The organism is Paenibacillus nasutitermitis, from assembly GCF_014641075.1.
GTDB classification, from domain to species: Bacteria; Bacillota; Bacilli; order Paenibacillales; family Paenibacillaceae; genus Paenibacillus_Z; species Paenibacillus_Z nasutitermitis.
On the sequence record NZ_BMHP01000001.1, the window covers coordinates 1,478,870 to 1,502,807 of the forward strand.

Consider the following 23,938-nt stretch of genomic DNA (forward strand, 5'->3'; position numbering starts at 1 on the left):
GTTATGTAAACGCTTGCACTTGAGAACTTATAGTAAAGAGGGCACACAAGTAGTTACAGTATTTTAAATCATGAGGAGGTTTGGTTGATGGTTAAGCATTTAGCACGAAAAATAGTTTATATTTGTTTAGCTGTTCTTATGGCAGCGGGAGGTCTGCTTAGAAATCCCACGCCCACAACTGCAGCGGACGCCGAAGTGAATATAATGCACGATTCCGGATTTGAAAGCGGAACGCTGGATTCATGGACCACGACTTCTGCGGAAGTAACCAACGTGCCCGCAAATGTCAGGTCGGGTACATATGCTGCTAAGATAACGCAATTAGGCGATCAGGTAAATCAGGCCGTAATGGGGTTATTACCAAATACGAAGTATAAAATGACTGGTTATGCAAAAACAGACAGTGGCGCAGTGTTTATTGGTGTTAATAGTTACGGTGGCGACATCCTGTCCGAAACGCTTGTCGGAAATAATTACACGCAAGGGACTGTCATCTTTACTACAGGCGAAACCAACACGTTCGCCCGTGTGTTCTGTTATAGACCGAGCGGAGATACGGGAAGCGCCTATTGCGACGATTTCTCGTTAGAAGAAGTAACCGATGTTGTGCCTGACGTACCTAACGTTTTCCCAATCGGTCTTTTTTGGCCACCCGGACCAGACGATACGACAGATGAAAGATATAAAGAAATGAGAGAGATGAATGCTAATTTTTTCATCGGAAACAATTATGTCGTATCTCCGGGAATTAATGATAAAGCATTAAAGCTGGCAAAAGCCAACGATTTCAAAATCATTGTTAATGATAGCCGCTTCGCCGTTGACTTTTACAATTCAACACAAGCTGTGGGAGGGGGAACCCTTGCAATCAGTGATTCTCAGCCGATCGGGCAGACGTTTAAGGTGAAGAGAGAGGATCTGGACACCGGCTGGTACATCGAAAGCGTAAAGCTCTTTGTCGATCCCACCTCAGCTTGGGATCCTGGTACTGCACTGACGCTTGCGATTTACGATAGTCCGGCTAAACAAACTTTATTAAACAGCATTACGATAAATGCAAGAGATAGCTCATTTGCAATAGGGAATATACCGATAAGCTTAAACCAGTCTTATTATATGGAAGTTACGAGTAACAGCTCCACCCCTGTATTATTGTCTGCCAGCACCAATGATGTTTACAGTGATGGAGAGGCATATCTGAACGGTGCGTCGGGCAATGTTGATCTCATGTTTGATATTACCTACTTTCAGCTCGTCTATGCTGATGGCGCCAGACTGCGTCCATCTGATGCCAGCTTGGACGCAATCACCGAGGACTATAAGGATTACGAAGCGACAAAAGGTTATTATTTGCTTGATGAACCGAGCAGTCAATTTTATCCCAAGCTGCAGGAAGCAACTAGACGCTTAAAAGCAAATGATCCCGATCATATGGTGTTTGTGAATTTGTTGCCCAATTATGCAACCTCCGAACAACTCGGTTTCGCTGATTATACGACGAATGAACAATTAACAAACGAACAATCATTAGGGCAAACTTTCACAACGCTGCCAGGACAGACATATCTCTCTGCCATTCAGATTTGGGTCGATCACCAAACATGGAATCAAGGCAAGGAAGTGGACCTTAAACTATGGGATTCTCCGGCAAAAACGAACCTGATTGCTAGTGGCAGCCGTATGGGGGCAAATACGGATTGGCCGCAGTTTAGTCTTCATACAGCTGTCCAGGAAAACACGCAGTATTATATGGAGTTGACTGTGGAGGGTACTGTTTCTATTGACGGAGTCGTCCGCTCGAATAATGGAGAGAGCTGGATCAACGACGGAACGGCGTATAGGGATGGATCACCAATAGATGCTGACCTGTGGTTTACGATCGATCAGAACATTCAAGGCGGGACTTATGAGGATTATGTATACCGCTGGGCAAGCACCCAACCCGATATTCTCTCCTTTGATTTTTACCCTTTCGCCAGATGGGAGGAGTTTCGAACTGGTTACTATGCCAATCTCGAAATTATCCGCAAGCAGTCGCTATTAGCCAGAACTGATTTCTGGAGTTATATGCAATCAGTAGGGGATAACTGGCTGCGAGCTCCTAATGAATCCGAAATGCGTTACCAGGTCTTTACGAATCTGGTCTATGGGGCAAAAGGTTATATGTGGTACACCTACTTTACACCGCCTGGACATAATAATGGACTTATTCTGCCTGACGGCACCAAAAACAACTCCTATTACTGGGCCAAGGATATAGATGCCCAAGTCCAATATCTCGGCTCGACGCTTATGAAGCTATCTTCAAATGCAGTTTATCATACCGGCAGCACGATCCCTGATGGAACAACGGCGCTGCCTGCTCATTTTTTCTGGCAACAGGTTGGCGAACAACCTGTTGTTATCGGATATTTCACCCATGAGAACGGTCGGAAATATGTGATGGTTGTGAATCAGGACTTTAAAAACGCGCAGACATTGTCTTTTCAATTAGCGCCCGGAATTCAATCTGTGACGGAAGTTTCCAAAACGACTGGGACAGAGGCTAGCACGAATTACAATGATACGACCAGATTGTTATCGGATCATTTCGAAGCGGGTGAAGGCAGATTGTATGCCTTGGATGCTTCGTTTAGCGATACGAGCACCACTTTAACAACTGAAGGAAGCTCGGTTCCTGCGGGGACAGAATTTAAAGTGAGCTACGGTTTAAGCAGTGTCAGCGAGGCAGTTTACGCGCAGGATATCCAATTGGCTTATGATTCTGCTGTCATGGAATTTGTATCCGCAAGGTCCTTAATAGAAGATATTGCAATTGTAGAAGTTGTCAAAGAGCCTGAGGGTAAGCTGCGGTTAATTGTGGCCAGTCAAGGCTCGGAGCATGCAATCACAGGCAACGCCCAAGTGGTAGAGCTAACATTCAGAGCGAATAATATTTCACAAACGGCAGAAAGTGTAATCTCGATTACGAGCGCAGCTCTTGGAAATGACCAAGGAAACGAAACACTTGCCGCTTTGTCATCCATCAGTATTCAGGTTACGTCAGGAAGCACGGGCGGAAACAGCACTGACATCAATCAAGATGGAAAAGTTACGATAGGCGATTTGTCCATCATGGCAGCTCATTACGGTAAAGACAGCAGCAGCCCGGACTGGCAGCAAGTGAAGAAAGCGGATATTAATGGAGATGACAAAATCGACATCCTCGATCTCGCAGCGGTTGCCAAGAAGATATTGGAGTAATCGAAGGAATAAACAGGGAGGAGACTGCTCCTTCCTGTTTATTCTAAAACAACGTGACCGTTCTCTCATCGAAAGGATGATACGATGAATCGTAAAATGATGACTTACCTGTTGCTATTTCTACTCTGTTATCCGTTGGCGCTACCTGCTGCCACCTATGCCGAGCAGGCACCATCATTTCTAATAGCTGCTCATAAACTTGCTGATGGTAAAGTTATCGTTACTATGAGCGGTAAAAATATGGAGGATTTATATGGCTATGAGGCCAGATTTACGTTTGATCCCGACCTGATAGAGCTTGTGGATGCCACTTCAAGTCTGGACGGATTTTCTGTATCGCCTATTATCAAGAACAACGAGATCATCATTGCTCATACCAAAATCGGAAATGTAAGCGGAGATCACGGGGATATTTCCATCGGCAGCCTGACATTCAAGATTAAACATCACGGGACCTCGACCGTCAGGTGGGAATCCATGAAGGTGGTCGACCATCATTTATCGAATCAATCGTTTTCCTTAGGAAAGGGCATCACTGTGACAAAGTTTTTTTTAGATTTGGAAGGCCATTGGGCCCAGGCAGATATAGAACTGCTCGCTTCCAAAAACATCGTCAAAGGAGTGGACGAAGATCATTTTATACCGAATGCGAAGGTAACAAGAGCACAGTTTACGGCGCTAATTGCTAGAGCTCTGAATTTGAAAGCGGGTTCGAATCAAAGTCCGTTTACTGATGTTGCGCCTGGTGCTTGGTATGAGAATGAAGTGAAAAGCGCCTATTCAATAGGCATTATCCGGGGAATTACAGAAACGAGCTTTGCTCCGGAAAAGAACATCACAAGGGAAGAAATGGCCGTAATGATTGTTAGAGCGAGAAACTATGCTTCAGATTCTGCATTAAGAGACCCTGGCGGTGCCGACTCGGTTATGACTTTCGCTGATTCGGAAAACATAAGCGAGTGGGCCAAAAAGGAAATCCAATTCGCTGTCGGTTTAGGAATCGTGAATGGTAGAACGAAGACTAGGTTTGTTCCCCGGGATCAGGCGACAAGGGCGGAAGCAGCGACAGTGATTAGAAGGTTATTGACTTCGTTAAGCCTTCTATGATAAGCGTGATGAAACGGGGCAATATACGCAGAAAACAGGTGATTCACCCTACCTGTTTTTTCGTTTTTGTTGAACGATTATGACTGGAATAATTTTATTCAATATCGGAATTGGAGTGAAAGCCATTGTTTTATACGATTCAAAGGAACATGATAATGAGTCTATGGAAAGTATTTGCATCCAAGCTCTTTAATAAAATGATTCTCTTATACTCTATATTGACCTTACTCCCACTGATCCTCGTGATTAGTGTCTTTTATTATAAGTCATCTGCAATATTGGAGACGAATATCACCGATTCGAAAAAACAATCACTGGTAGAGATGGTCGATAAAATAGATGGATATTTACGAGAGGTTGCTCTCCAAGCTGCACAGATACAAAAGGATGATCTTATTGCAACCGCTTTACGAGTAGATTATGCGACGAATGAGGAAAATCGAGAGAGCTTTTCGAGTAGAGGAAGCCGAGTTAATGAACGGCTATCCGAGTTGATATTAAGAAGCGAATTTATTGATGCAATATACTTGGTTAACGCAAATCAAGAAGTTTATTATGCCGATAAAGAATACAAGTTTGAGTCTAATCTTGCTTTGGAGGCCATGGCGCGCGAGAAGCCTGAGACTTTCGTATGGGCTCCCTTTAACGATCATAATCGGTTGGTTGGCGCAAAGGAAATTATTCATGAACCTACTGGAAAAAGAATCGGTTTATTGATCGTTATGTTAAACCCGGAGAGGGTAGCAATGACTTATTCAACTTACGGCAGCCAAGAGTTCTTTATAACGAACATCAGTGGGCTGATCCTTTCCAATTCGGATCAACAACTAACAGGCACCCGTTTGCGTCACCCGGATACAAAGAATACAGTCGTATTGGAAAGAGTATCAGCGTATTCGGACTTTCGCTTTATCAGTCTTTTTTCAAAAGCGAACTTCAATCAAGAAATGAATAGTTTGGCTTTTTTTGCACTGTTGATTACAGCGGCAACATGGCTTCTTGTTCTTATTCTGACCATTATCCTATTGCGCCGTGTGACCACGCCGATTGCGAGATTAAGTCGTTTGATGGGGAAAGCGCAGAAGGAGGTTTACGAAAAGATAGATAATATTAAAACCATTGATGAAGTCGGCCGACTCTGCGTCAGCTTTAATCATCTCATTACGGATATACAAAACTTGATCGAAAAGGTTTACAAGGTTGAACTGCTGAACAAAGAAGCCGAGCTCAAAATGATTAAAGCCCAGATCAATCCTCATATTCTATACAACACGCTGGAATCCGTCAATATCATGGCCAAAGAGCTTGGTTCTACGGCTATACCGGACATGATCCGATTACTAGCTGCGATTTTTCGCTTTTCAATCTCGCCAGGAAGTGACTTGATTCCTTTGAAGAATGAGCTTCAATTCGTATTGTACTATTTACAGCTGGCTAAATATCGATATAAGGAACGTTTGACTTGGACAATCGACGTTTCAGATGAGCTGCAGCAGGTTATTGTGCCGAAGCTCATTTTACAGCCACTTGTGGAAAACGCCATTATTCATGGAATTGACCAGATCGAGGAACAAGGCAATATTAAGATTCGCGTTTATTTATACGAATACGACTTGATTGTCGAAATACAAGATAATGGAGCGGGACTGAAACTGTCATCCAAGGATCATCAAAGCTCAGGAATTGGCTTAAATAATGTGAAGCAACGGATTCAGCTGCTGTACGGCAAAAGATATGGGTTATCGATAGAGCCGGCAGCAGACTGCGGGACGATCGTACGACTACGCTTGCCTATCAATATAATGAAGGGTGAAGAAAGTTAATGAAAATAATGATTGTAGATGATGAAGAGCTAATTCGAAATCACCTTGCCAATTTAACAGAATGGGGCGATATAGGCTGTCAAATAACAAGTGTTGCAGCCAACGGAGTCGAAGCGCTTAAGCGGATTCCAGTGGATAAACCGGATCTCATTATTACCGATATCCGGATGCCCTTAATGAATGGCATTCAATTAGCAGAGCAAATTAAAGTAAGATTTTCACACATCCGTTTTCTCTTTTTGACTGCATTTAGCGATTTTCAGTACGCGCAGCATGCGGTAAAACTTGGAGCGGCAGATTTTATCCTTAAGCCCATTCAGAATGCGGAGCTGCTGCACGCCGTCGATTTAATTGTACAAGGAGAAGCGCGCATAAGCAGGGAGGATCGATTCAAGCAAGAGAAAGTCATCCAAGCTATGCTTAGCCCAATCGCTAAAGTGTCGGATAAATATGAAGTTGCCCTTGAGAACAGGTTGGAAGACCGTGAGACCATCGTCATCTGTGTTGTAATCGATAATGCGGATGTTCTAAAAGAGACTGGAGAAGTTTATTCGTTGTTTGCTCTAAGGGAAGCCGTCACACAAATTCTTCATTATAATCCCTATAGCTATTGGGATTATTCGGACAGCAAGGGATTGTATCTCATCTTGTTTAAGCCGCATGGCGATCTGTGGGAAATGCGCGCGGATAGCATGAAAATGGCTGGTGATATGCTTGAGCGTTGCAAAGATTCGTTTCCATTTACAGTATCCATCTGTATCAGTAAAGTAAAATCTTCCCTTGTGTATTTGGATCAAGCCTGGAAAGAAATTAAGGATTGCTTGGACTATCGGATGCTGCTGGGCAAGGGCTCGATCATTTCTAATGATGCGCTTCCCAATCTCGTGAAGGGCAACATTAACGGAGCGGAAGACCAGCTTAATGAGTTAACAGTTATGTTACGTAAAGGGGAAAAAGAAAAAGTGCCTTCTTATTTACTTTCCATATCGAGGGAGATGATGGGTAAAGGACTGACAAAAACCAATATACATACTTTTGCGCTGCAAGTTGTTCAAAAAGTAGAAATGCTATTGTTGGAATACAATTTGCGAATTCCGGAAGAAATTCAATTACATACGCGTAAGACCATTTTATCATTTGATATATTGTTTGATTTAATGGTATTTCTGGAGCAGTGGGTGGAAGAAGCTGCAGATCGGATTATCGCAATCAGCCAAAGTCAATCTGTGAATGGGCTGGTCAAAGAAATTTGTACCTATTTACGAAGCAAGTCTGCCGAAGACATGACATTGGAGAGACTGGCAAATGAATTTCATATGAACCATTCTTATCTCAGTCGGCTGATTAAAAAAGAGACCGGTCAAAATTTCCGTGATTTAATCTGGTCTTACCGAATTGAAGACGCAAAACGAATGCTGCTTGAAACGAGACTGAAGGCAAATGAAATTGCATATGAGGTCGGATTTAAGGATCCGGCGCATTTTAGCCTATTATTCAAAAAACATGTGGGCTTGAGTCCGATGAATTACCGCGAACAAATCAAATCATAGTGCGCACAACAAACTGGTCAACTACAGCAAAGCAATGTCAATTGCAGTTATTCGGCGCATTATGACAGAAAGCTATAATTGGACTTAGTAATGGAGTCATATTGAAAACAGGGGGAACGAAGAATGGGGAAGTGTAGCCTGAGCAGATTCGCGTCTGCATCTGTTTTATCCTTATTGTTATTGATTTCAGCGTGTTCAAGCAACAATTCAAAAGCAGATCCTACATTACCGGCATCATCGGTTGCACCATCTGAGACGGGGCAAGTGTCAACCGCGCCAGACACACCGACCAAGGACATGACGATCAAGTTTGACCCGCAAGGTTATTTGCCGCGAGAAAGTACGACGAAGGATCCGGCTGTGCACAAAGTAATGCAGGAGTTGGCAGATGAATATACGAAATTGAAGCCAAACATCAAGATTGAGTTTGTTGAAGTGACGGCGCCTGACCGCAAGGCTTGGCTGCAAGCAAGAATGCTTAGCAAGGATGCACCGGATATTTTCTGGACGAATTTCGAGGAAACGTGGACCAATTATCAGAAAGGTTGGTTTCTACAGATGGACCCTTGGCTAAATAAACCGAATCCGTACAATGATAATCAGATTTGGAAGGATACATTTGTGCCGGGCATTATTGACGCAGTAAGAGCTCCGGACGGAAATGCATACACCATTCCCGGGGACGGTGTAGCGATAGGTATATATTACAACAAGACAATCTTCGATAAGCTGAGCTTAACCGTGCCGACAACATGGACTGAATTCATCGAAGTCCAGGAGAAAATTAAAGCTTCCGGTGTCATTCCGATGGCCTTTAGTACAGAATCTGCTTCTTCCGGTCCTTGGGCCGATACGATCATGCATAGCGAATTTATGCTCGACAAAATGAATGATATTGATGCTAGTGGAAATGGCAGATTAGAGCCAAATGAGCTCGTCAAAGCAATCAAGGAAGGAAAGTTCCCGCTTAAAGAAGCCGTCAAGCAAGAGTATTTGTTAATGAAGGAATGGTCACAGCAATGGCCAAAAGGCTTTAATGCGCAAATCGATGAAGAACAGTTGTTTGAATCCGGAAAGGCTGCCATGTGGATGGCTGGAAATGCATATTCAGATTACTTGAACAAGTCGGATTTCGGATTTGATTACGGCGTGTTTAGTTTCCCGGCAATTACACAAGATGTTGCATCTGCAGCATCGGGCAAGGCAACCAAAATTTACGGTCCATGGGGGCCGGCACAGTGGTTGGTACCTGGTTATTTGAATCAAGAAGATCCGGAAAAAGTGACCGCTATTATGGATTTTCTAATGTTTCTTGGCAGTCCTGATAATATGACACGAATTTCGGCAGAAGGCTTGACTATTCCAAACATTGTTGGGGCAGTAACTCCTGAGGGTCAGGAGCCTTTTGTAAATGATATCCCACTCACAATTATGCAGGGCTATCATGCACTCCTTGATGCGCCGTTCAAAGATAAAATGAAAGCAGCAATACAGCTCTACCTTAATGGAGATTGGACCATTGATAAGTTCACCGATGAAGTCATGAAATATTATAAAGAAGCTGCTGATCGTATGGCAGAGGCGAATCCAGACTGGTTGAAATAATCCTATCCATAATAGGGGGCTTCTCCAGGGAGGCCCCTTTATTCATTATACAGGAATGGGAGATGACAGATGCCCAATTCAATATGGAAAAAAGTAAACATCAAAGCTTATTTATTTCTACTTCCTACGATTGTATTGATCATGACCTTTAGTTATTATCCAGCGATATCCGCATTTTATTATTCGTTTACGAATTGGGATGGATTTCTAACAGCAAAGTATATTGGGTTCAAAAATTTTGAAATCATCTTTACTTCGGAGGAGTTTCGTCAAGCTTTCCTTAACTTATTCTGGTTCTCCGCATTTAATGTGATCACAGCGCTCACATTCCCGCTATTCGTTGCCTTGCTTATTTATAAAGTCAAACATATTAAGCTGCAGAATATGTACCGTCTATTGTTTGTGTTTCCGATGGTGGTCCCGGGTATGGTTACGATTCTGCTATGGCAATTCATATTAAACCCTGATGTAGGGTTGATCAATTCCTTTCTTGCTGCAATAGGCATTCCAGACGAGCAGTTGCCTTTGTGGCTGGCAAGCATGAAAATGGCGCTTCCATCACTTTTGCTAGTTGGGTTCCCTTGGATATCGGGTGTATATGTATTGATCTTTTTAGCGGGGTTTCAGAGTATACCAGGCTCCTTGCGTGAGGCGGCTATTGTTGATGGGGCAAACGGGAGGACATTGTTTTTCCGAATAGAGCTGCCACTCATCATGTCGCAAATTAAGCTGATCATGATCTTAACGATTATTTCGGTGATACAAACCTTTAGTCTGCAGCTCGTTCTGACCAACGGGGGACCGGCCAATAAGACCACCGTTCCGGGTTATATCATGTATCGTGAAGCGGTTACCAATAGTCAGTTGGGATACGCATGTGCGATCGGAGTCGTACTTTTTATTATGATTTTCAGCCTTACAGTCATCAACAATAAATTTCTGAAGTCGTCAACAGAATTCGAGAGGTGAGAAATCATGAATAAGTTGACCTATAGCTCGATGAGTAAACATGCCATATTAGCAGCTCTTGGAATTCTGACGTTCATTCCGTTTATTATGCTGCTGCTGATCTCCTTTAAGGATGCACAACAATTTGCCAGCCACCGCTGGACACTTACTTTTCCACTGCATCTAGAAAATTATACGGAAGCCTGGCATCAGATTCGGAGATTTATTTTAAATAGCTTTATCATTAGCGGTGTAACGGTCGTTGGCGTGATTATCGTTTCATGCTTGGCTGCTTACGCACTTGCCCGAATGCGTTTTTTCTTCAAGGAGCAGATTTACTTTCTGATCATTTCATTATTGATGATCCCAAGTGTATTGACATTAGTACCGCTTTTTGGAATCGTTATTAAATTGCATATCCTGAACAACTGGCTTGGATTATGGGGGCCATATATCGCCGGTGGCCAAGTGTTTTGTATCTTTGTATTACGCTCTTTTTTTTCATCATTGTCTGAAGAGATGTTCGAAGCAGCGCGAATGGATGGTGCAGGGGAGGCTAAAGTTCTGATTAGTATCGTCGCGCCGTTGTCGAAGCCGATCATCGGGACATTGGCGATGTTAAATATTTTATCAACATGGAACGAGTATATTTGGCCAATCATGGTCATGAATAGCATCGAGCTGCAGCCCATTCCCGTAGGGCTTCTTTATTTCACGCAGAAACAAACTGACTATGGCTCATTGTTCGCAGGTTATGCAATTTCGTCTGTTCCCCTCGTGTTGTTGTTTGCATTGGCCAGTAAGCAGTTTATCGAAGGATTAACCTCTGGTTCGGTAAAGATGTAAACGGTTCAATAGATCCGTATAAATCAGACAGAAGCGCCGTCCGAGCGGGCGATAAAGCAGCGGCTTTTTACGGCCTTTTTTATTTTGCAGGAAACACACATAATTTGCCCACTGCCCACAAACAATGAGTGTAACTCGAAGGAAAGCAGGGGGTTAGTCGATGAAAAGTATAAGGAAGTTTCTGGCGGCTGCCACAATCATTTCTCTAATAGCAGTTGCTTATCCAGCCATACGCTCCAGTGCCGCCAATTATGAGCAGCAAGCACAACAAACGGATGGAGCGGGAGGAAAAACGACCCGACAAGTAGCGATTGTCATTGATGATTTCGGAAATGGCTCGGCGGGTACCAAAGAAATGCTGAATTTACCCGTACATTTTACAGTAGCCGTCATGCCTTTTATGCATATGACCAGGCAGGATGCCGAGTCCGCCCACAAACTCGGCCATGATGTTCTGGTGCATATGCCCATGGAGCCCAACCACGGCAAGCGAGAATGGCTGGGTCCAGGCGCTATAACCGCAAACATGAGCGATCAGGAGATCCGTCACCGGACAGAAGCTGCAATCAAGGATGTTCCTTATGCGATTGGAATGAATAATCATATGGGCTCAAAAATAACAGCTGATGAACATATTATGCGCATCGTGCTTTCAGTGGTAAAGGAACATGGCATGTTCTTTCTGGATAGCCGAACCACCTTCAAGACTGTTGTTCCAAAAGTTGCAGCCGAGCTTGGGGTTCCGCTTCTTTCCAATGATGTATTTCTGGATGATGTGTATACGGAAAGCCATATCGCCAAGCAAATGGGGGTCCTGCACAAGCATATGGACTCTCATGTCAAAGGCGTTGCGATAGGCCATGTCGGAGCTCCGGGCAAGAAAACAGCAGCGGTTCTGACATCGACAATTCCCAAGCTTCAGCAAAGTATGAGCTTCGTCCGTCTCTCGGAAATGTTGGGAACTTCACCGGAGAAGGATATAATTCCGCACACCTGAAGCAATAGCATCGGCAATCTGGAGCTGTCTGCGGGGATCCGTCAACATTTTGCGATCCCCTTCATGACTGATAAAGCCCATTTCGACAATAACAGCAGGCTGCTCAACTTTATTCAGCAGATAAAAGGGTTTTCCCAACACCGGTGTTCGGCTTGAATGCTGCTGGCGGTTTAATGCATCCTGGATGCAATAAGCCAGAAGTGCGCTTTCGCCCTGAGGCTGATGAAGTACCAATGGACCGGAGCGGCTTGTATTTTTGGTCCAGTTGACATGCAGGCTGACCATTAGCTCGCTTTGGATCTCACCGGGAAGCTGGCTGCGCTGCGATAAATCGCGCTGGTGGCGGGAGCGGCTCCGCAGCCAGCGGTTATCGTCGCTTAAAGCGTAATCGCCGTCGCGGTTAAGTGCCGCACGGATTCCATAGCTTCGCAGTAGCAAATAAAGTTTCTTGCCGACCGCAAGGTTAATATTCTTCTCCAGCAGTTCCTTGTGATGGGCTCCCCCATCAATGCCTCCATGACCGACGTCAATGATGACCTCGGTAGTAGGCAAGGCTCTGCGGTATTCCGGTATTGCTGCCTCTATATTATCAAGCTTGGATTCCTGTGCGGCGTTTGCGGCGGGAATATCTTGAAAGGCCAGGGACAGCATAGCCATCCAAATGACGGCGATCCGGACTGACCATTTCGATTTAAAAGGAAACAAATAATAATCGTGGTGCATCTTCTTTATCCACCCTCCAATATGCAGTTCATTATCCTTAGACTGGCACATATGGAGGAAACTCATGCATGTTTGCGTAAAACAAATGGAGGAAAGACTAAGTGTAGAACCATAACGGAAGTTTAACGGAGGTGGGATTGATGGCTGATACCGACGAGTACGTCAAGTATATGACGGAAAGATTTATACATTATGTGGAGACGCCAAAGGAAATTCGTAAACAGACACGTGAAACAGCCAAGACTTCTCAAGAGCCCTGGCTGACGAAATGGTTTGGAGTCGCCCCGATCGGTCTTGCACTGTGGTGGCGCAGCCGTATCGGCCGGGAGGATAAGGATAAGCGAGACTGAAAACGGAACATGGTTCACCTTATTGGAAAAAACTTCCGTTTCCGGTGAGCGCGCTCAGGGGAACATAACGGGTTCCCATTTGGTCAAAAGCCGCGTATAGAGTTTGATGATTCCAATTATGATAGCCGATCATCGGCCAAACAAACAGTACGGTCTGATCAAACAGCTCTGACGTATAGCGAATTTTAGCCTTGTTATCCAACAGCTTGGAGAGGGAACCAAGCTGAGCTTCGCTTAAAGGTGCTTGAGTGAGCCAGGGCATGGTTTCATAAGGATCGAACGCGTCATTTAAACGGGTGTCTGACAAGCTCTTCACTGCGGATTGCTGAACAGGGCCGCTTGACTTCAATGTAGCCGCAGCGAGCTGCTTGTGCCACATTGCATTATCGATCGGCAGTGCTTCTCCTGTCCAGGCGTCCAGATAGTAGGTTTGTCCATCCGCAGCATCCCATTTCCAAACAGCCAGCAAAGGATGAACATACAGCCGTTCCAGCCGGAGCGGCTTTTTTATGGCTGCGGAATAGGATTCGATGAGGCCTTGCCGTACCAGTGAAAGGTACAGCGTGTCCGGGTCGAAGGCTGGATGGCTGCCAACCCCGTATTCACCCAGCGCATATCCGCCATCTTCTGTCGCGTTGACGATCATATAGCCGATGGGACGACGTTCCAGGGAGATGCTCACAAGAAAACCATGTGTCCCCGGTCCAATCGGCATAATCGCCGAAACCGCGTTTTTCCAGGAATGGAATTGAGGCTGACCGGACAGCATGTCCATCCATTCATGCACTTGGATCTCCAGTCTGGATGGATTCTTAAGCGTTGACGTAGGGTTCGTTCCGATGTCGGCAGCTCCCGCCACATGGGTGCTGACCATGAGCAGGATTAAGGCTGTGAATAGCGGGATACGTTTGTGCACGGATATCACCTGCAGCTTTCGTTGGTTTGGGTTCTTACGTAAGTGTAACCGGGCTTGTCTGAAAAGGGTGTTGGAAGCTGTCGCGCAGCCGCGGACAGGCTTCCTTCAGATTTTGCCGTAATGCTGCAAACAAACGATGGATTATCTGTAATCGTGTCGCTTTCCCATTTAGCCGATGCCCTCCAGATAGAAAATCCCGCAGTTTATGGCGGAAACACTCACCCGTGGCTCATATTGCCAGCGGATCTCTTCCTGTCTGCGCTGGAACTGCTCACTGATCAGCTCCCGCTTCTCTTCTTCAGTGGAGTCAAGCAGCGGCTCGTAATAATGCTGTAGCGTCGCCAGCTCCTCATCCAGTCTTGCGGCAGCAGCCGAAGCCCAGCCGTAGTCATAGGTTCTCAGCTTACGTTCCAGAACCTGCTCGGCTATGGTTGCCGCTTTGTTAAGCGATAGGGCATTTTTTGCGGTGTGTATATTAGGCGGCAGTTTCGGTGTCATCCGATGCTGCGTAAGGCGGTCATAGAAGCGTTCCACGCATTGTCCGGTAGCCAAGGATACGCCGAAGGAGTGGATTTCCTCTCTTTTCATATCGCAGGCAAATTCCACTTTCATGTTGACCCCGAGCCAGGCCGTGTAGGCCGTAGACTGCAAAGGGTGGGCGCTGCGTTTTTCCGGCTCCTGGAACAGACAGACGAAACTGCCGTTATGCCGGGCGGATTCGAACAGCTGCTTCAGCCTGGAGGAGCCATAATGCAAATCCTCCCGCGGTACCCGCGCACCTGTATTCAATGTTCCGTGCAGGAAGCCGCGGGTACGGCTTAGTGCCGCTTCTGCCGCCTGGTCGGCCCCGGAAGAGGCAGCGGTCTTTTCGTTACGGGCTTTCTCCTGCGCTGCGGCCTCGTCATACTTTTGCTTGTCCGTAACAAGCAGTAAAGACATGGTTTCGGGCTCGGCTCCTGTACGGTCGATAAATCCCCAATAATAGGTCCGGTTCATCAGCTCTCTGTCCGCTTTCGCAGACAGTTTGACCAGGTAGTGGGAGGGTGACTTCTCGATCACATGGCAGTTGGTCGCCTCCAGATAACGCTGCACGAATTTATGCACCTGACGTTCGTTCAAGGTCTCGCCTCCCGTCCTACTGCATCCAGCATCGCATCGATGGCTTCCAGCCCGCCCGGAGCTTCTGATTCCACTTCACTGCGAATCCGGTTCAAGGAATTACCGAGATCATCAATCTGCTTGCGCAGCTCCGCTGAGCTCCCGGATTCCAACATGACGCGGGCAAGCTTCTGCTCAAGCGTTTCTTTCTTGTCCAAGCGTTCCAGAATATGATCCAACTCGCCAATGACCAGCTCGAAGAGATTGATTTTCTCATGCAGGAGGGAAACGATATGCTCTTCAATCGTTCCCAGCGTGCAAAGATTGAAGATTTGAACATCGCTTGCCTGTCCCAGCCTGTGGACCCTGCCGATCCGCTGTTCGACCCGCATCGGATTCCAGGGCAGGTCAAAGTTAATCATGTTATGGCAGAATTGAAGATTGATGCCCTCACCGCCGGCTTCGGTTGCAATCAGAACCTGGGCGCGGCCGCGGAATAAATCCATCATCCAATCTTTCTTACCCCGATTCATGCCTCCGCGATACGGTACGGCGATAATATTTTGTGCGCGGAAGTATTGAAGGAGGTATTCCTGCGTCGCCCGGTACTCGGTGAATATAATCACTTTGTCATCCATGCTCCGCACAAGCTCCATCGTTTTCTCCGCTTTGGTATTGGCTTGAATGCCGCGGATCACTTCCACCAGCCCCCAGATTTTGGGACGCAAGGGCGAATCCTCCGGCGTTTTTTTGAACATATTCACCAGGGTCAGGAACACGGCGTCGCGGCTGCTGCATACTTCCCGCTGCAGAGTGACAAGTGAAAGCATACTCGTCATATCGCCACCGCTTTCATCGAAACGCTCCTTTACGAATCTCGTTACCGCATCATAAAGTGCCTGTTCTTCATTGGAGAGGGAAAGCGGGATATTCTTGACGATCCTTTTCGTAAAGCTTATGCCGCCATCCCCGCGCCGGTTGCGGATCATAACGGTTGAAAGCGTCTCCTGAAGCTGGCCCTCATTCTTCGGAATCCTCTTGTCTACGACAAAGTTGCTCGCAAACTCGCTTTGGCCGCCGAGCTGCCCGGGCTTAAGCAGCGTAATCAGGTTATAAAGCTCGTCCAGATTATTTTGCACAGGTGTCGCCGTCAGGAGCAGGCAATATTTTTTGCGCAGCAAATTAACGAATTGGTAGTTGGAAGTTTTTTTGTTTTTAAGTTTGTGGGCCTCATCGATAATGAGAAGATCATAATCCTGACTAAGCAGCGTATCCCGGTGAGGATCACGTTTGGCTGTATCGATGGAGGCTACAACAACGTCGTATTGCCAGGTGTGTTCTTTTTTCTGGGCGATAGCGGCAATCCCGAATTTCTGATTCAATTCCCGCACCCATTGCAGGACCAGCGAAGCGGGGACCAGAATAAGCGCGCGGCGGACAAGCCCGCGAACGAGATATTCTTTGAGAATCAGGCCAGCCTCGATGGTTTTGCCAAGACCCACTTCATCGGCGAGGATAGCACGTCCGCTCATCTCATGCAGCACTTTACGGGCTGTGGAGATTTGATGCGGCATCGGTTCAAGCGCTGGCAGACTCCGCAAGCACTGCAAATCGTCGAAACTCTCGATGAGCTTGGTCTGCTCCGCTTCTACGGCCAGCTGGTACATCGTCCAGTCATCCCAGGGACCGTTTCGGTCGATTTTTTCCTGAAGCTGATCGAACCAGGTGCGGTCAAAATATAGCGGTGCGTCGGGATGCAGCTTTCTGCCTGCTTGAACAGGACTGGCATCCGTCTGTTTGGGATGATTTGTTGAATACGCCATGAAGAACTCCTTTCCAAGGAAACCAATGAGTTGCTTGTCCATAGTATGGCCTTCCCGGGGGCAATTCATAAGAGCAGCTATGAAAAAAGAAGTGAAATGAGAGGATTTCGAATAACGGAGAATGCAGGCGGATTAAAGAGTCCGAAAACAGTAACGGCGACTTCAGCTCTTCATAACGCGGACCCTGGACGATTCTGAAAATAATTCTTCTTACTTTTTAAGATAAATCCGCAGTTACACGCGGCAAAATGGTCGATTCCTTTCAAAGTCGCAGCTTCTCAAGCGGCGGATTCTTCAAGAGATTTCTAGGCTTCAACGAGAGAATTGGGCCCGGCAATTATGAGGATGACGATTTTGCCTGCATTTATTATCGCTACCCTGTCCTTGGAAGCATTACGTTCCGACTATTTTTTTAAAAAAACTTAATAAAGGTTTTTTTTACAATAAAAACCTTTATAATGGATATTAATATAAAAATACGTTACAGGAGGTGATCATTTGTATACGAATATGCTGATGACGCCAGTCATCCGCTGGACGGTTATTGTCCTGGCAATATTGTGTATTCTTTTTTTGGTTATTAACAAGCTCATAGTGAAGAAAAGGAGGGAGTTAGCGGAAAAGTCCGGAAAATCATTTAAGGAGTGAATTAATATTTTCATTTCTCGACGATTCATTATAAATGCGAATGAACCACTCTTCCTTGTCGGGGAAAGTGGTTCAGATCAATGTTGGTTTAAGATCATTCCTCGTCATAATCCTCCAGTCTGCCTGGCTCAGATGTCCACTAATTTGAGGCCGAGCTGTCCTGAACATGGAGTTATTAATCCCCGATTAGCGCAATGATTTCATTGCGATCCGCTTCATCATAAAGATTTGACCTTCGTATCGTTGATCTCATTCACGATGCGCTGCAGGTTCAGCATTGATCCTGGACTGAGAAAAATAGAATCCAATGAATTAGTTGTTTACGATACGGAGCTATCAGAGTTTATTAGCAGAAAAATAACAAGATTGAAGACATTGCTGAAAGAACCCGTTCTACATGCTGCCGATGTGACGCTTCTAATAGAAAGGATTCAGCAAGCAAACATTTCTGATCCTGCATTAAGGGCAGAACATGTGAAACAAATCAATCAAAAATAGCTTTCTCTAAAGTATGCGCGACAAGCTCCGGTACATCTTCGGCGATATGCCTTCGCTGCTGCGGAACAACCGGCTGAAATAATGAATATCCGGATAGCCGACTGTCGAGCCAACCTCTCCGACCGACATATTCGTCTCCCGCAGCAGCCGCCTCGCTTCCCGGTGCCTCAGCATCTGGACATATTCGCCCGGCGGCATGCCTGCGATCTTCTTGAACACCTTTATCATATGGTCCTGATTCATGGCCAGCTTCGCAGCAAGATCCGGGTTGGACCAGGAAGCGGCGGGATCATTCTCCATTGCTGCCATGATTTCCAGAATCCGGTCTCCCTGCAGCGGCAAATTGACCGGATTATAGGTTTTCTGCGAGCGCAGCAGCAGTCCCAGTATTTGCAGCATTAGCGCCTTGCAGATCAATTGATATGCTGGCGAGCGCATCGTAAACTCATGCACCACCTGTTCCATGAGCTGGACGCATAAGGGGGTAGGCGTATAGACAAGCCTGCCGGATAAAGGCTCAAACGTTTCCGCAACCGATTCAACGCCGAATTTGGTCTCCTGGACGGCAGCTTCGTTTACGACCATATCCGGCTCGCTGTGAATATCCAATTCATCCTGGAAATCAAAATGGATCCCGATGAACTGCGCATGGGCGGAAAGCACTTCGTTGCGGTGATATACGCCCGCCGGAATAAACAACAGCTGTCCCTGGGCAATATCGTGGCGAACGCCGCCGATCCAGGTCGCTGCCTGGCCCTGCCGTACGTAAAGCAGCTCGAAATCATAGATCCGCCTTCCTTCAAGCGGGCCTTCGGGCATCTTCTGAAATTTGGCATAATGGACACTAGGAGACCAATCACGGAATGGGACCTTGTTACGATTGAGGAGGCCGGAATTGTCCAAAAAATAATCTCCTTTCGCTAAATAATTTTATACGGTCTATTGATAAAATAGCTTTGATACTTATACTTTTTTATCATAAATGAGGAACCACAGCAATCGTTATTGTCCAAAAATACATGGCGGGAGGAATTATTGTATGAAGAAAGGGATTAATATTTGGTCTTTTCCCGGCGATATGCCCGTTGCAGAATGCATTCGCATCGCTGCTGACGCCGGCTTTGACGGAATTGAACTTGCGCTAACGGAAAGCGGGGAGCTTGGACTTGATATCACGGATGCTAAGATCAGCGAAATCCGCCAGCTTGCCGCAGACGCCGGTATTGAAATTAGCGGACTAGCAACGGGCTTATATTGGGATTATGCGATGACAAGCGACGACGAGGCAATAAGAAATAAAGCCATCTCCATCTGCAGAAAACAGTTGGAGGTTGCCAGAGCCTTCGGCGTAGACGCGATTCTTGTTATTCCAGGCGGGGTTGGCGTAGACTTCATTCCGGGGTACCCCGTTGTGGCGTATGACGTGGCCTATGACCGCGCACTGGCAGCAATCAAGGAATTGGCCGCCGATGCGGAAGCGGCGGGCGTTCATATCGGCATCGAGAATGTCTGGAACAAATTCCTTCTGTCGCCTCTGGAAATGCGGGGCTTCATTGATGCGGTTGGCTCCGACTATGTCGGTTCCTACTTCGATGTGGGCAATGTCGTGTATTCCGGATACCCCGAGCATTGGGTACGCATCCTGGGAAGCCGCATCAAAAAGGTGCATTTCAAGGACTACCGCAGAGAAGCAGGAGGTCTCGTCGGGTTTGTCGATTTGCTGGCCGGCGACGTCAACTACCCGGCTGTAGTGGAAGCGCTCCGTGAAATTGGCTACACCAATTATGTCACTGCGGAGATGATTCCTCCATACACGCATCATTCCACGCAAATCATCTATAATACGTCCCGTTCTATCGATGCGATTCTGAACGGTTCGGCTAGATCATAAAGGAGGAGAACACAAGATGCTGAAAGTTGGACTTATCGGGTTCGGGTTCATGGGCCATATGCATTTGGAAAATTACGTGAGGCTTCAGGCGGAAGGCGTGCCGGTAGAGCTGGTCGCGATCTGCGATCTGCGGATCGAGGAACTCAAGAACGCGAAGGTGGAAGGGAATATCGCGACGGATACCCAGATCACCGACTTGTCAAGATACCGTTTATACGCGGATATTGAAGACATGCTGAGCAGCGAGCAGCTGGATATAGTCAGCATCGCGCTTCCTACTTATCTGCATGCCGAGATCACCTGCGATCTGCTGGGACGCGGTTACCACGTGTTGTGCGAGAAGCCGATGGCGCTGAATTCGGTGGAGGGCAAGCGGATGATCGCGGCGGCGGAGCAAAGCGGCAAGAAATTACAGATCGGGCAATGTCTGCGCTTCTGGCCGGCTTATGAATATCTGAAGGAAACGGTTGATTCCGGCCGTTTCGGCGCAGCAACAGGCGGTTATTTCTTCCGCGGCGGTGCAACCCCTGAGGGCTGGTTCCGGGTCAAGGAGCTAAGCGGGGGTGCTATGCTGGATATGCATATTCATGACACAGACGTCATTAACTGGATTTTCGGCATGCCGGAGAAGGTGCAATCCCTAAGCCGAAACATCGTGCCTGGCAGCGGTTATGATATCGTCTCCACGAATTATAGCTATGAAGACGGCAAAGTCCTCAACGCTCAATGCGACTGGACGCTGCAGGGAGATTTCGGTTTCTCCATGGTATACCGGGTTAATTTTGAAGGCGGAAATCTGGTGTTCGAGAACAATGAGGTAAAGGTTAATCCAAACGATGCTCCCGGCTTTATTGCTGAGCTTTCGCCGGATATGGGCTATTATCGGGAAATCCGTTATTTTGTCGAATCCATTATCAACGGGACGTCGATAACTGTTGCAGAGCCGCAGAGCACGCTGGCATCGCTTGAGATTCTTGAAGCTGAAATTCTCTCAGCCGACCGCGGCGGAGAAGCAGTGGAACTTGGCAAAATCGAGCCGACGGCAAAGGTCTAAAAAAGCATATCCGCAAAAAAAAAGGCGTTGAAAGATAACGCCTTTTTTTGTTTTCCTTAATAAGGATAAGCGTTCGGCACACTGCAATTAAACAAGCCGGTTTTTCAGCCACAATCGGTAAACGATATAGACCAGCAGCAGGAAAATCCCGTACAGTCCGACTACAAGCAGGGTGGTATTCAGATCGGTGAACATACTTTTGCCTAAATAGGAGAAGACCAGGATCGCCGGTATTTTACCGAGTGTCGATGCCGTAGCGAAGGTAAGAAAACGAATGGAAAGAAATGCAGGATAAATATTGACAATAGCCTGCGGGAAAATAGGAATCAGTCTTGCCAATAAGATGGTCAAAAACGGATTCTTCTCCAACATCACGGACCACTTCTCCAGCCGTTTATATTTCCCTAGAAGGCTTCTGCCCTGTTTCTGAAAATAGAACCGTACCGCCCAATAAACAAGAATGGAAGCGATCGATGCCGCCGCCCAGCTGAAAACAGCGCCAAAGAGCGGACCATAGAGGTAGCCAAGCAAGCCGATGATAATTTTGAAAGGCACTACTGGAATGAGCAAGAATCCCAATGTGATCAGAAACATCAGCGGATAGGGAGGGCGGCTGTACATCATCCAATCGGTTATTTCATGCCGGTAGACCAGCAGGAATAAAGCAGATATCAGATAGATCAGCAAGGTTTGCCAGAATTTCATCGCGATCTCCTTTGTGCCGGTACGTAAGGTATGTCTTATCCTTATTGTACATGCTGGCATGTGCCAATTGCATGCAATAGTCAAAAAAATTACAAAACAGTCATAATTCTGCCTTATGGATAGGTTCGCAAGCTTCTTATAATAAGATATCTGTTGGAAAAGTTGGAGGTCGATAAAATGGGGCTACAGGAGAAGAGCGCGGCAGTCCCGGGTGCGAAGATCAGAACAAGCAGCGCCAGAAGAAGAAAGGAAACGCTCGCCGGCTATTTGTTTACAGGTCCCATGCTGCTTGGGATTGTCGTGTTCACCTTGATTCCGGTTATTATGCTGTTCACCTTAAGCTTCACGGACTGGTCATTCGTAACCGGTTACAGTAAAATTCGATTCATTGGTTTCGGCAATTTTATCAAGCTGTTTCAAGATGACGCTTTCATCCAGACGCTGCTCCATAATCTGTTTCTCATCCTTGCCGTTCCGATTGGCATGGCCTTCGCTCTCTTGTTTGCGGTTATTCTGACCAAGCATGTGTATGCGCAGGGATTTTTCAAAATTATTTTTTTCATGCCGCAAATATCAAGCGTAGTGGCCGTTGCCGTCGTATGGCAAGTGTTGTTCCATCCGTCATACGGTCCAGTGAACGGGCTGCTGATGTCGCTTGGCTTGGACAATCCCCCCAAATGGCTGGCGGATACCCGTTATGCGCTGCCTTCGGTTATGATGCTGATGATTTGGATCGACATGGGCGTGTCTCTTATTATCTATATCGCCGGCATCAACAACATTCCGCAAGATCTCTATGAAGCGGCGGAAATGGACGGGGCAAAAACATGGCGCAAATTCAAAAGCATTACCTTCCCGCTGCTTACGCCTACGAGTTTCTTTCTGCTTATTACGGGCATTATCGGCAGCTTTAAAGTGTTTGCCCTCATTAAGGTGCTCACCGATGGAGGTCCGGCCGATTCTACCTCCGTTATTGTCAGCAAAATGTTCCAGGAGGGTTTCGTCAATTTAAAGACCGGCTATTCCTCTTCCATGGCTGTCGTGCTGTTCGCCGTCGTCTTGTTGATTACCTTTCTGCAGTGGATTGCGCAACGGAAGTGGGTGCATGAGTAATGGACAAAATTGCTGGATCGCGTAAAGGAAATACAGGGAAAGTCGTCATGACGGCCATCATGTTCGTCATCGGCATCGTGTTCCTCCTGCCTTTCATCTGGATGCTGTCCTCCTCCTTCAAGCCGGAAGCAGATATTTTCAATTATCCGGTGGAATGGATTCCCAAGCATTGGCAGATCATTGATAATTACCGCGCCGTATGGGCAGGCAAAGCGAATTTTGCCCTTTATTACTGGAACTCCGTCAAGGTTACTTTGATGACTACGCTGCTCTCGGTTGCAGTTTCCGCTCTGGCGGCTTACGGCTTTACAAAGATCCATTTCCGTGGGAGAAATATTCTCTTCTTCTTCATTCTGGCTACCTATATGGTGCCTACCGAGGCGACGCTGGTTCCTCTGTTCGTAATGTTTCGGTCCGTCGGGCTGTACAACACACATACGGGTCTTATTCTGCTGGGAGGCTTCAGCGTGCTGGGAACGTTCCTGCTGCGCCAGTTTTTTCAGGGGATATCCACTGAATTCATGGAGTCGGCCCAAATGGACGGGGCGGGGCACTTTACGATTTTTACCCGGATCATGCTGCCGCTTGTAAAGCCGGCGCTGGCTACTTATGGTATTCTTCGCTTCATCTGGACGTGGAATGACTTCCAGACTCCGTTCATTTTCCTGAGCGATAAGAAGCTGTTCACCATCCAGCTTGGTATGAATGCCTTTGCGGACCGCAACGGTCAGTTCTATTCCTTAATCATGGCGGCTTCCGTTTCGGCGATTATTCCGCTGTTAATCGTATTTATTATCGGTCAGAAGCATGTCATTGAAGGCATCAGCTTTGGGGGCGTTAAAGGGTAAGGAAAAACTCGCGAGGCTGAGCCGAGATGTTAAGAAAGTAAAAATAATTTTAAAACAGTCATATTTATTTGCTTCTTAATTAAAGGCCGGATGTTAGCATTAGTGCACAGTCAACATTTCATATAGGAATGTGGCGATAAAGGATTTATATT

General features: G+C 46.5%; 19 protein-coding genes. 13 read left to right on the forward strand and 6 right to left on the reverse strand.

Annotated features, from left to right (window positions below; all coding sequences use genetic code 11):
- Positions 1 to 87 precede the first annotated feature (87 nt).
- The 8 genes from IEY46_RS06330 (at position 88) to IEY46_RS06365 (ending at position 12,119) form a co-directional block, all read left to right on the forward strand.
- Complete coding sequence (locus IEY46_RS06330) at positions 88 to 3,243, forward strand: cohesin domain-containing protein (RefSeq protein ID WP_229750100.1); 3,156 nt, start codon at positions 88 to 90, stop codon at positions 3,241 to 3,243.
- An 84-nt stretch (positions 3,244 to 3,327) separates the two neighbouring features.
- Positions 3,328 to 4,350 carry an S-layer homology domain-containing protein gene (locus IEY46_RS06335; protein WP_188990184.1) on the forward strand — a complete coding sequence of 341 codons (1,023 nt, stop codon included), beginning with the start codon at positions 3,328 to 3,330 and terminating at the stop codon, positions 4,348 to 4,350.
- A gap of 155 nt (positions 4,351 to 4,505) precedes the next feature.
- The gene (locus tag IEY46_RS06340; RefSeq protein WP_188990186.1) at positions 4,506 to 6,173 is read left to right on the forward strand and encodes a cache domain-containing sensor histidine kinase; all 1,668 of its coding nucleotides are present in this window, start codon (positions 4,506 to 4,508) and stop codon (positions 6,171 to 6,173) included.
- On the forward strand, positions 6,173 to 7,723 hold the full coding sequence (locus IEY46_RS06345) for a response regulator transcription factor (RefSeq protein ID WP_188990188.1): 1,551 nt from the start codon (positions 6,173 to 6,175) through the stop codon (positions 7,721 to 7,723). Before IEY46_RS06340 ends, IEY46_RS06345 begins: the two co-directional genes overlap by 1 nt.
- Before the next feature lie 123 nt (positions 7,724 to 7,846).
- On the forward strand, positions 7,847 to 9,328 hold the full coding sequence (locus tag IEY46_RS06350; protein WP_188990190.1) for an ABC transporter substrate-binding protein: 1,482 nt from the start codon (positions 7,847 to 7,849) through the stop codon (positions 9,326 to 9,328).
- Between the two features lie 69 nt (positions 9,329 to 9,397).
- Entirely contained in the window at positions 9,398 to 10,297 is a 900-nt protein-coding gene (locus IEY46_RS06355; RefSeq protein WP_188990192.1) for a carbohydrate ABC transporter permease, read from the forward strand.
- A gap of 6 nt (positions 10,298 to 10,303) precedes the next feature.
- Positions 10,304 to 11,122: a carbohydrate ABC transporter permease gene (locus IEY46_RS06360; RefSeq protein WP_188990194.1), complete on the forward strand. Its 819-nt coding sequence runs from the start codon at positions 10,304 to 10,306 to the stop codon at positions 11,120 to 11,122.
- A 160-nt stretch (positions 11,123 to 11,282) separates the two neighbouring features.
- Positions 11,283 to 12,119 (forward strand): divergent polysaccharide deacetylase family protein, encoded by an 837-nt coding sequence (locus IEY46_RS06365; RefSeq protein ID WP_188990196.1) that lies wholly within the window; start codon positions 11,283 to 11,285, stop codon positions 12,117 to 12,119.
- On the opposite strand, the gene IEY46_RS06370 is transcribed toward IEY46_RS06365, so the two are convergent.
- Complete coding sequence (locus tag IEY46_RS06370; RefSeq protein WP_229750101.1) at positions 12,087 to 12,842, reverse strand: N-acetylmuramoyl-L-alanine amidase family protein; 756 nt, start codon at positions 12,840 to 12,842, stop codon at positions 12,087 to 12,089. The two genes, IEY46_RS06365 and IEY46_RS06370, sit on opposite strands and share 33 nt — an antisense overlap.
- 140 nt (positions 12,843 to 12,982) lie before the next feature.
- Between IEY46_RS06370 and IEY46_RS06375 the strand changes: the two genes are divergently transcribed.
- Positions 12,983 to 13,192: a YqzE family protein gene (locus IEY46_RS06375; RefSeq protein ID WP_188990198.1), complete on the forward strand. Its 210-nt coding sequence runs from the start codon at positions 12,983 to 12,985 to the stop codon at positions 13,190 to 13,192.
- A gap of 19 nt (positions 13,193 to 13,211) precedes the next feature.
- Here IEY46_RS06375 and IEY46_RS06380 read toward each other — a convergent pair whose 3' ends face one another.
- The 4 genes from IEY46_RS06380 to IEY46_RS06395 all read right to left on the reverse strand — a co-directional run bounded on the left by IEY46_RS06380 (position 13,212) and on the right by IEY46_RS06395 (position 19,078).
- Positions 13,212 to 14,108 carry a hypothetical protein gene (locus IEY46_RS06380; protein ID WP_188990199.1) on the reverse strand — a complete coding sequence of 299 codons (897 nt, stop codon included), beginning with the start codon at positions 14,106 to 14,108 and terminating at the stop codon, positions 13,212 to 13,214.
- A gap of 168 nt (positions 14,109 to 14,276) precedes the next feature.
- Positions 14,277 to 15,227 carry a YqhG family protein gene (locus IEY46_RS06385; RefSeq protein WP_188990201.1) on the reverse strand — a complete coding sequence of 317 codons (951 nt, stop codon included), beginning with the start codon at positions 15,225 to 15,227 and terminating at the stop codon, positions 14,277 to 14,279.
- Positions 15,224 to 17,029 carry a DEAD/DEAH box helicase gene (locus IEY46_RS06390; protein ID WP_188990203.1) on the reverse strand — a complete coding sequence of 602 codons (1,806 nt, stop codon included), beginning with the start codon at positions 17,027 to 17,029 and terminating at the stop codon, positions 15,224 to 15,226. Before IEY46_RS06390 ends, IEY46_RS06385 begins: the two co-directional genes overlap by 4 nt.
- A gap of 1,152 nt (positions 17,030 to 18,181) precedes the next feature.
- Positions 18,182 to 19,078, reverse strand: a complete 897-nt coding sequence (locus IEY46_RS06395; protein ID WP_229750102.1) for a helix-turn-helix transcriptional regulator — start codon at positions 19,076 to 19,078, stop codon at positions 18,182 to 18,184.
- Positions 19,079 to 19,214: 136 nt separating this feature from the next.
- Here IEY46_RS06395 and IEY46_RS06400 point away from each other — a divergent pair, with 136 nt between their 5' ends.
- Entirely contained in the window at positions 19,215 to 20,066 is an 852-nt protein-coding gene (locus IEY46_RS06400; protein ID WP_188990205.1) for a sugar phosphate isomerase/epimerase family protein, read from the forward strand.
- 16 nt (positions 20,067 to 20,082) lie between these two features.
- Positions 20,083 to 21,120 carry a Gfo/Idh/MocA family protein gene (locus tag IEY46_RS06405; protein WP_188990220.1) on the forward strand — a complete coding sequence of 346 codons (1,038 nt, stop codon included), beginning with the start codon at positions 20,083 to 20,085 and terminating at the stop codon, positions 21,118 to 21,120.
- An 87-nt stretch (positions 21,121 to 21,207) separates the two neighbouring features.
- On the opposite strand, the gene IEY46_RS06410 is transcribed toward IEY46_RS06405, so the two are convergent.
- Positions 21,208 to 21,825 (reverse strand): TVP38/TMEM64 family protein, encoded by a 618-nt coding sequence (locus IEY46_RS06410; protein WP_188990222.1) that lies wholly within the window; start codon positions 21,823 to 21,825, stop codon positions 21,208 to 21,210.
- Positions 21,826 to 22,002: 177 nt separating this feature from the next.
- Between IEY46_RS06410 and IEY46_RS06415 the strand changes: the two genes are divergently transcribed.
- Together IEY46_RS06415 and IEY46_RS06420 are read left to right on the forward strand one after the other, a co-directional pair.
- Entirely contained in the window at positions 22,003 to 22,938 is a 936-nt protein-coding gene (locus IEY46_RS06415; protein WP_188990224.1) for a carbohydrate ABC transporter permease, read from the forward strand.
- Positions 22,938 to 23,786: a carbohydrate ABC transporter permease gene (locus tag IEY46_RS06420; protein ID WP_188990226.1), complete on the forward strand. Its 849-nt coding sequence runs from the start codon at positions 22,938 to 22,940 to the stop codon at positions 23,784 to 23,786. The genes IEY46_RS06415 and IEY46_RS06420 overlap by 1 nt, the downstream gene beginning before the upstream one ends.
- Positions 23,787 to 23,938 lie beyond the last annotated feature (152 nt).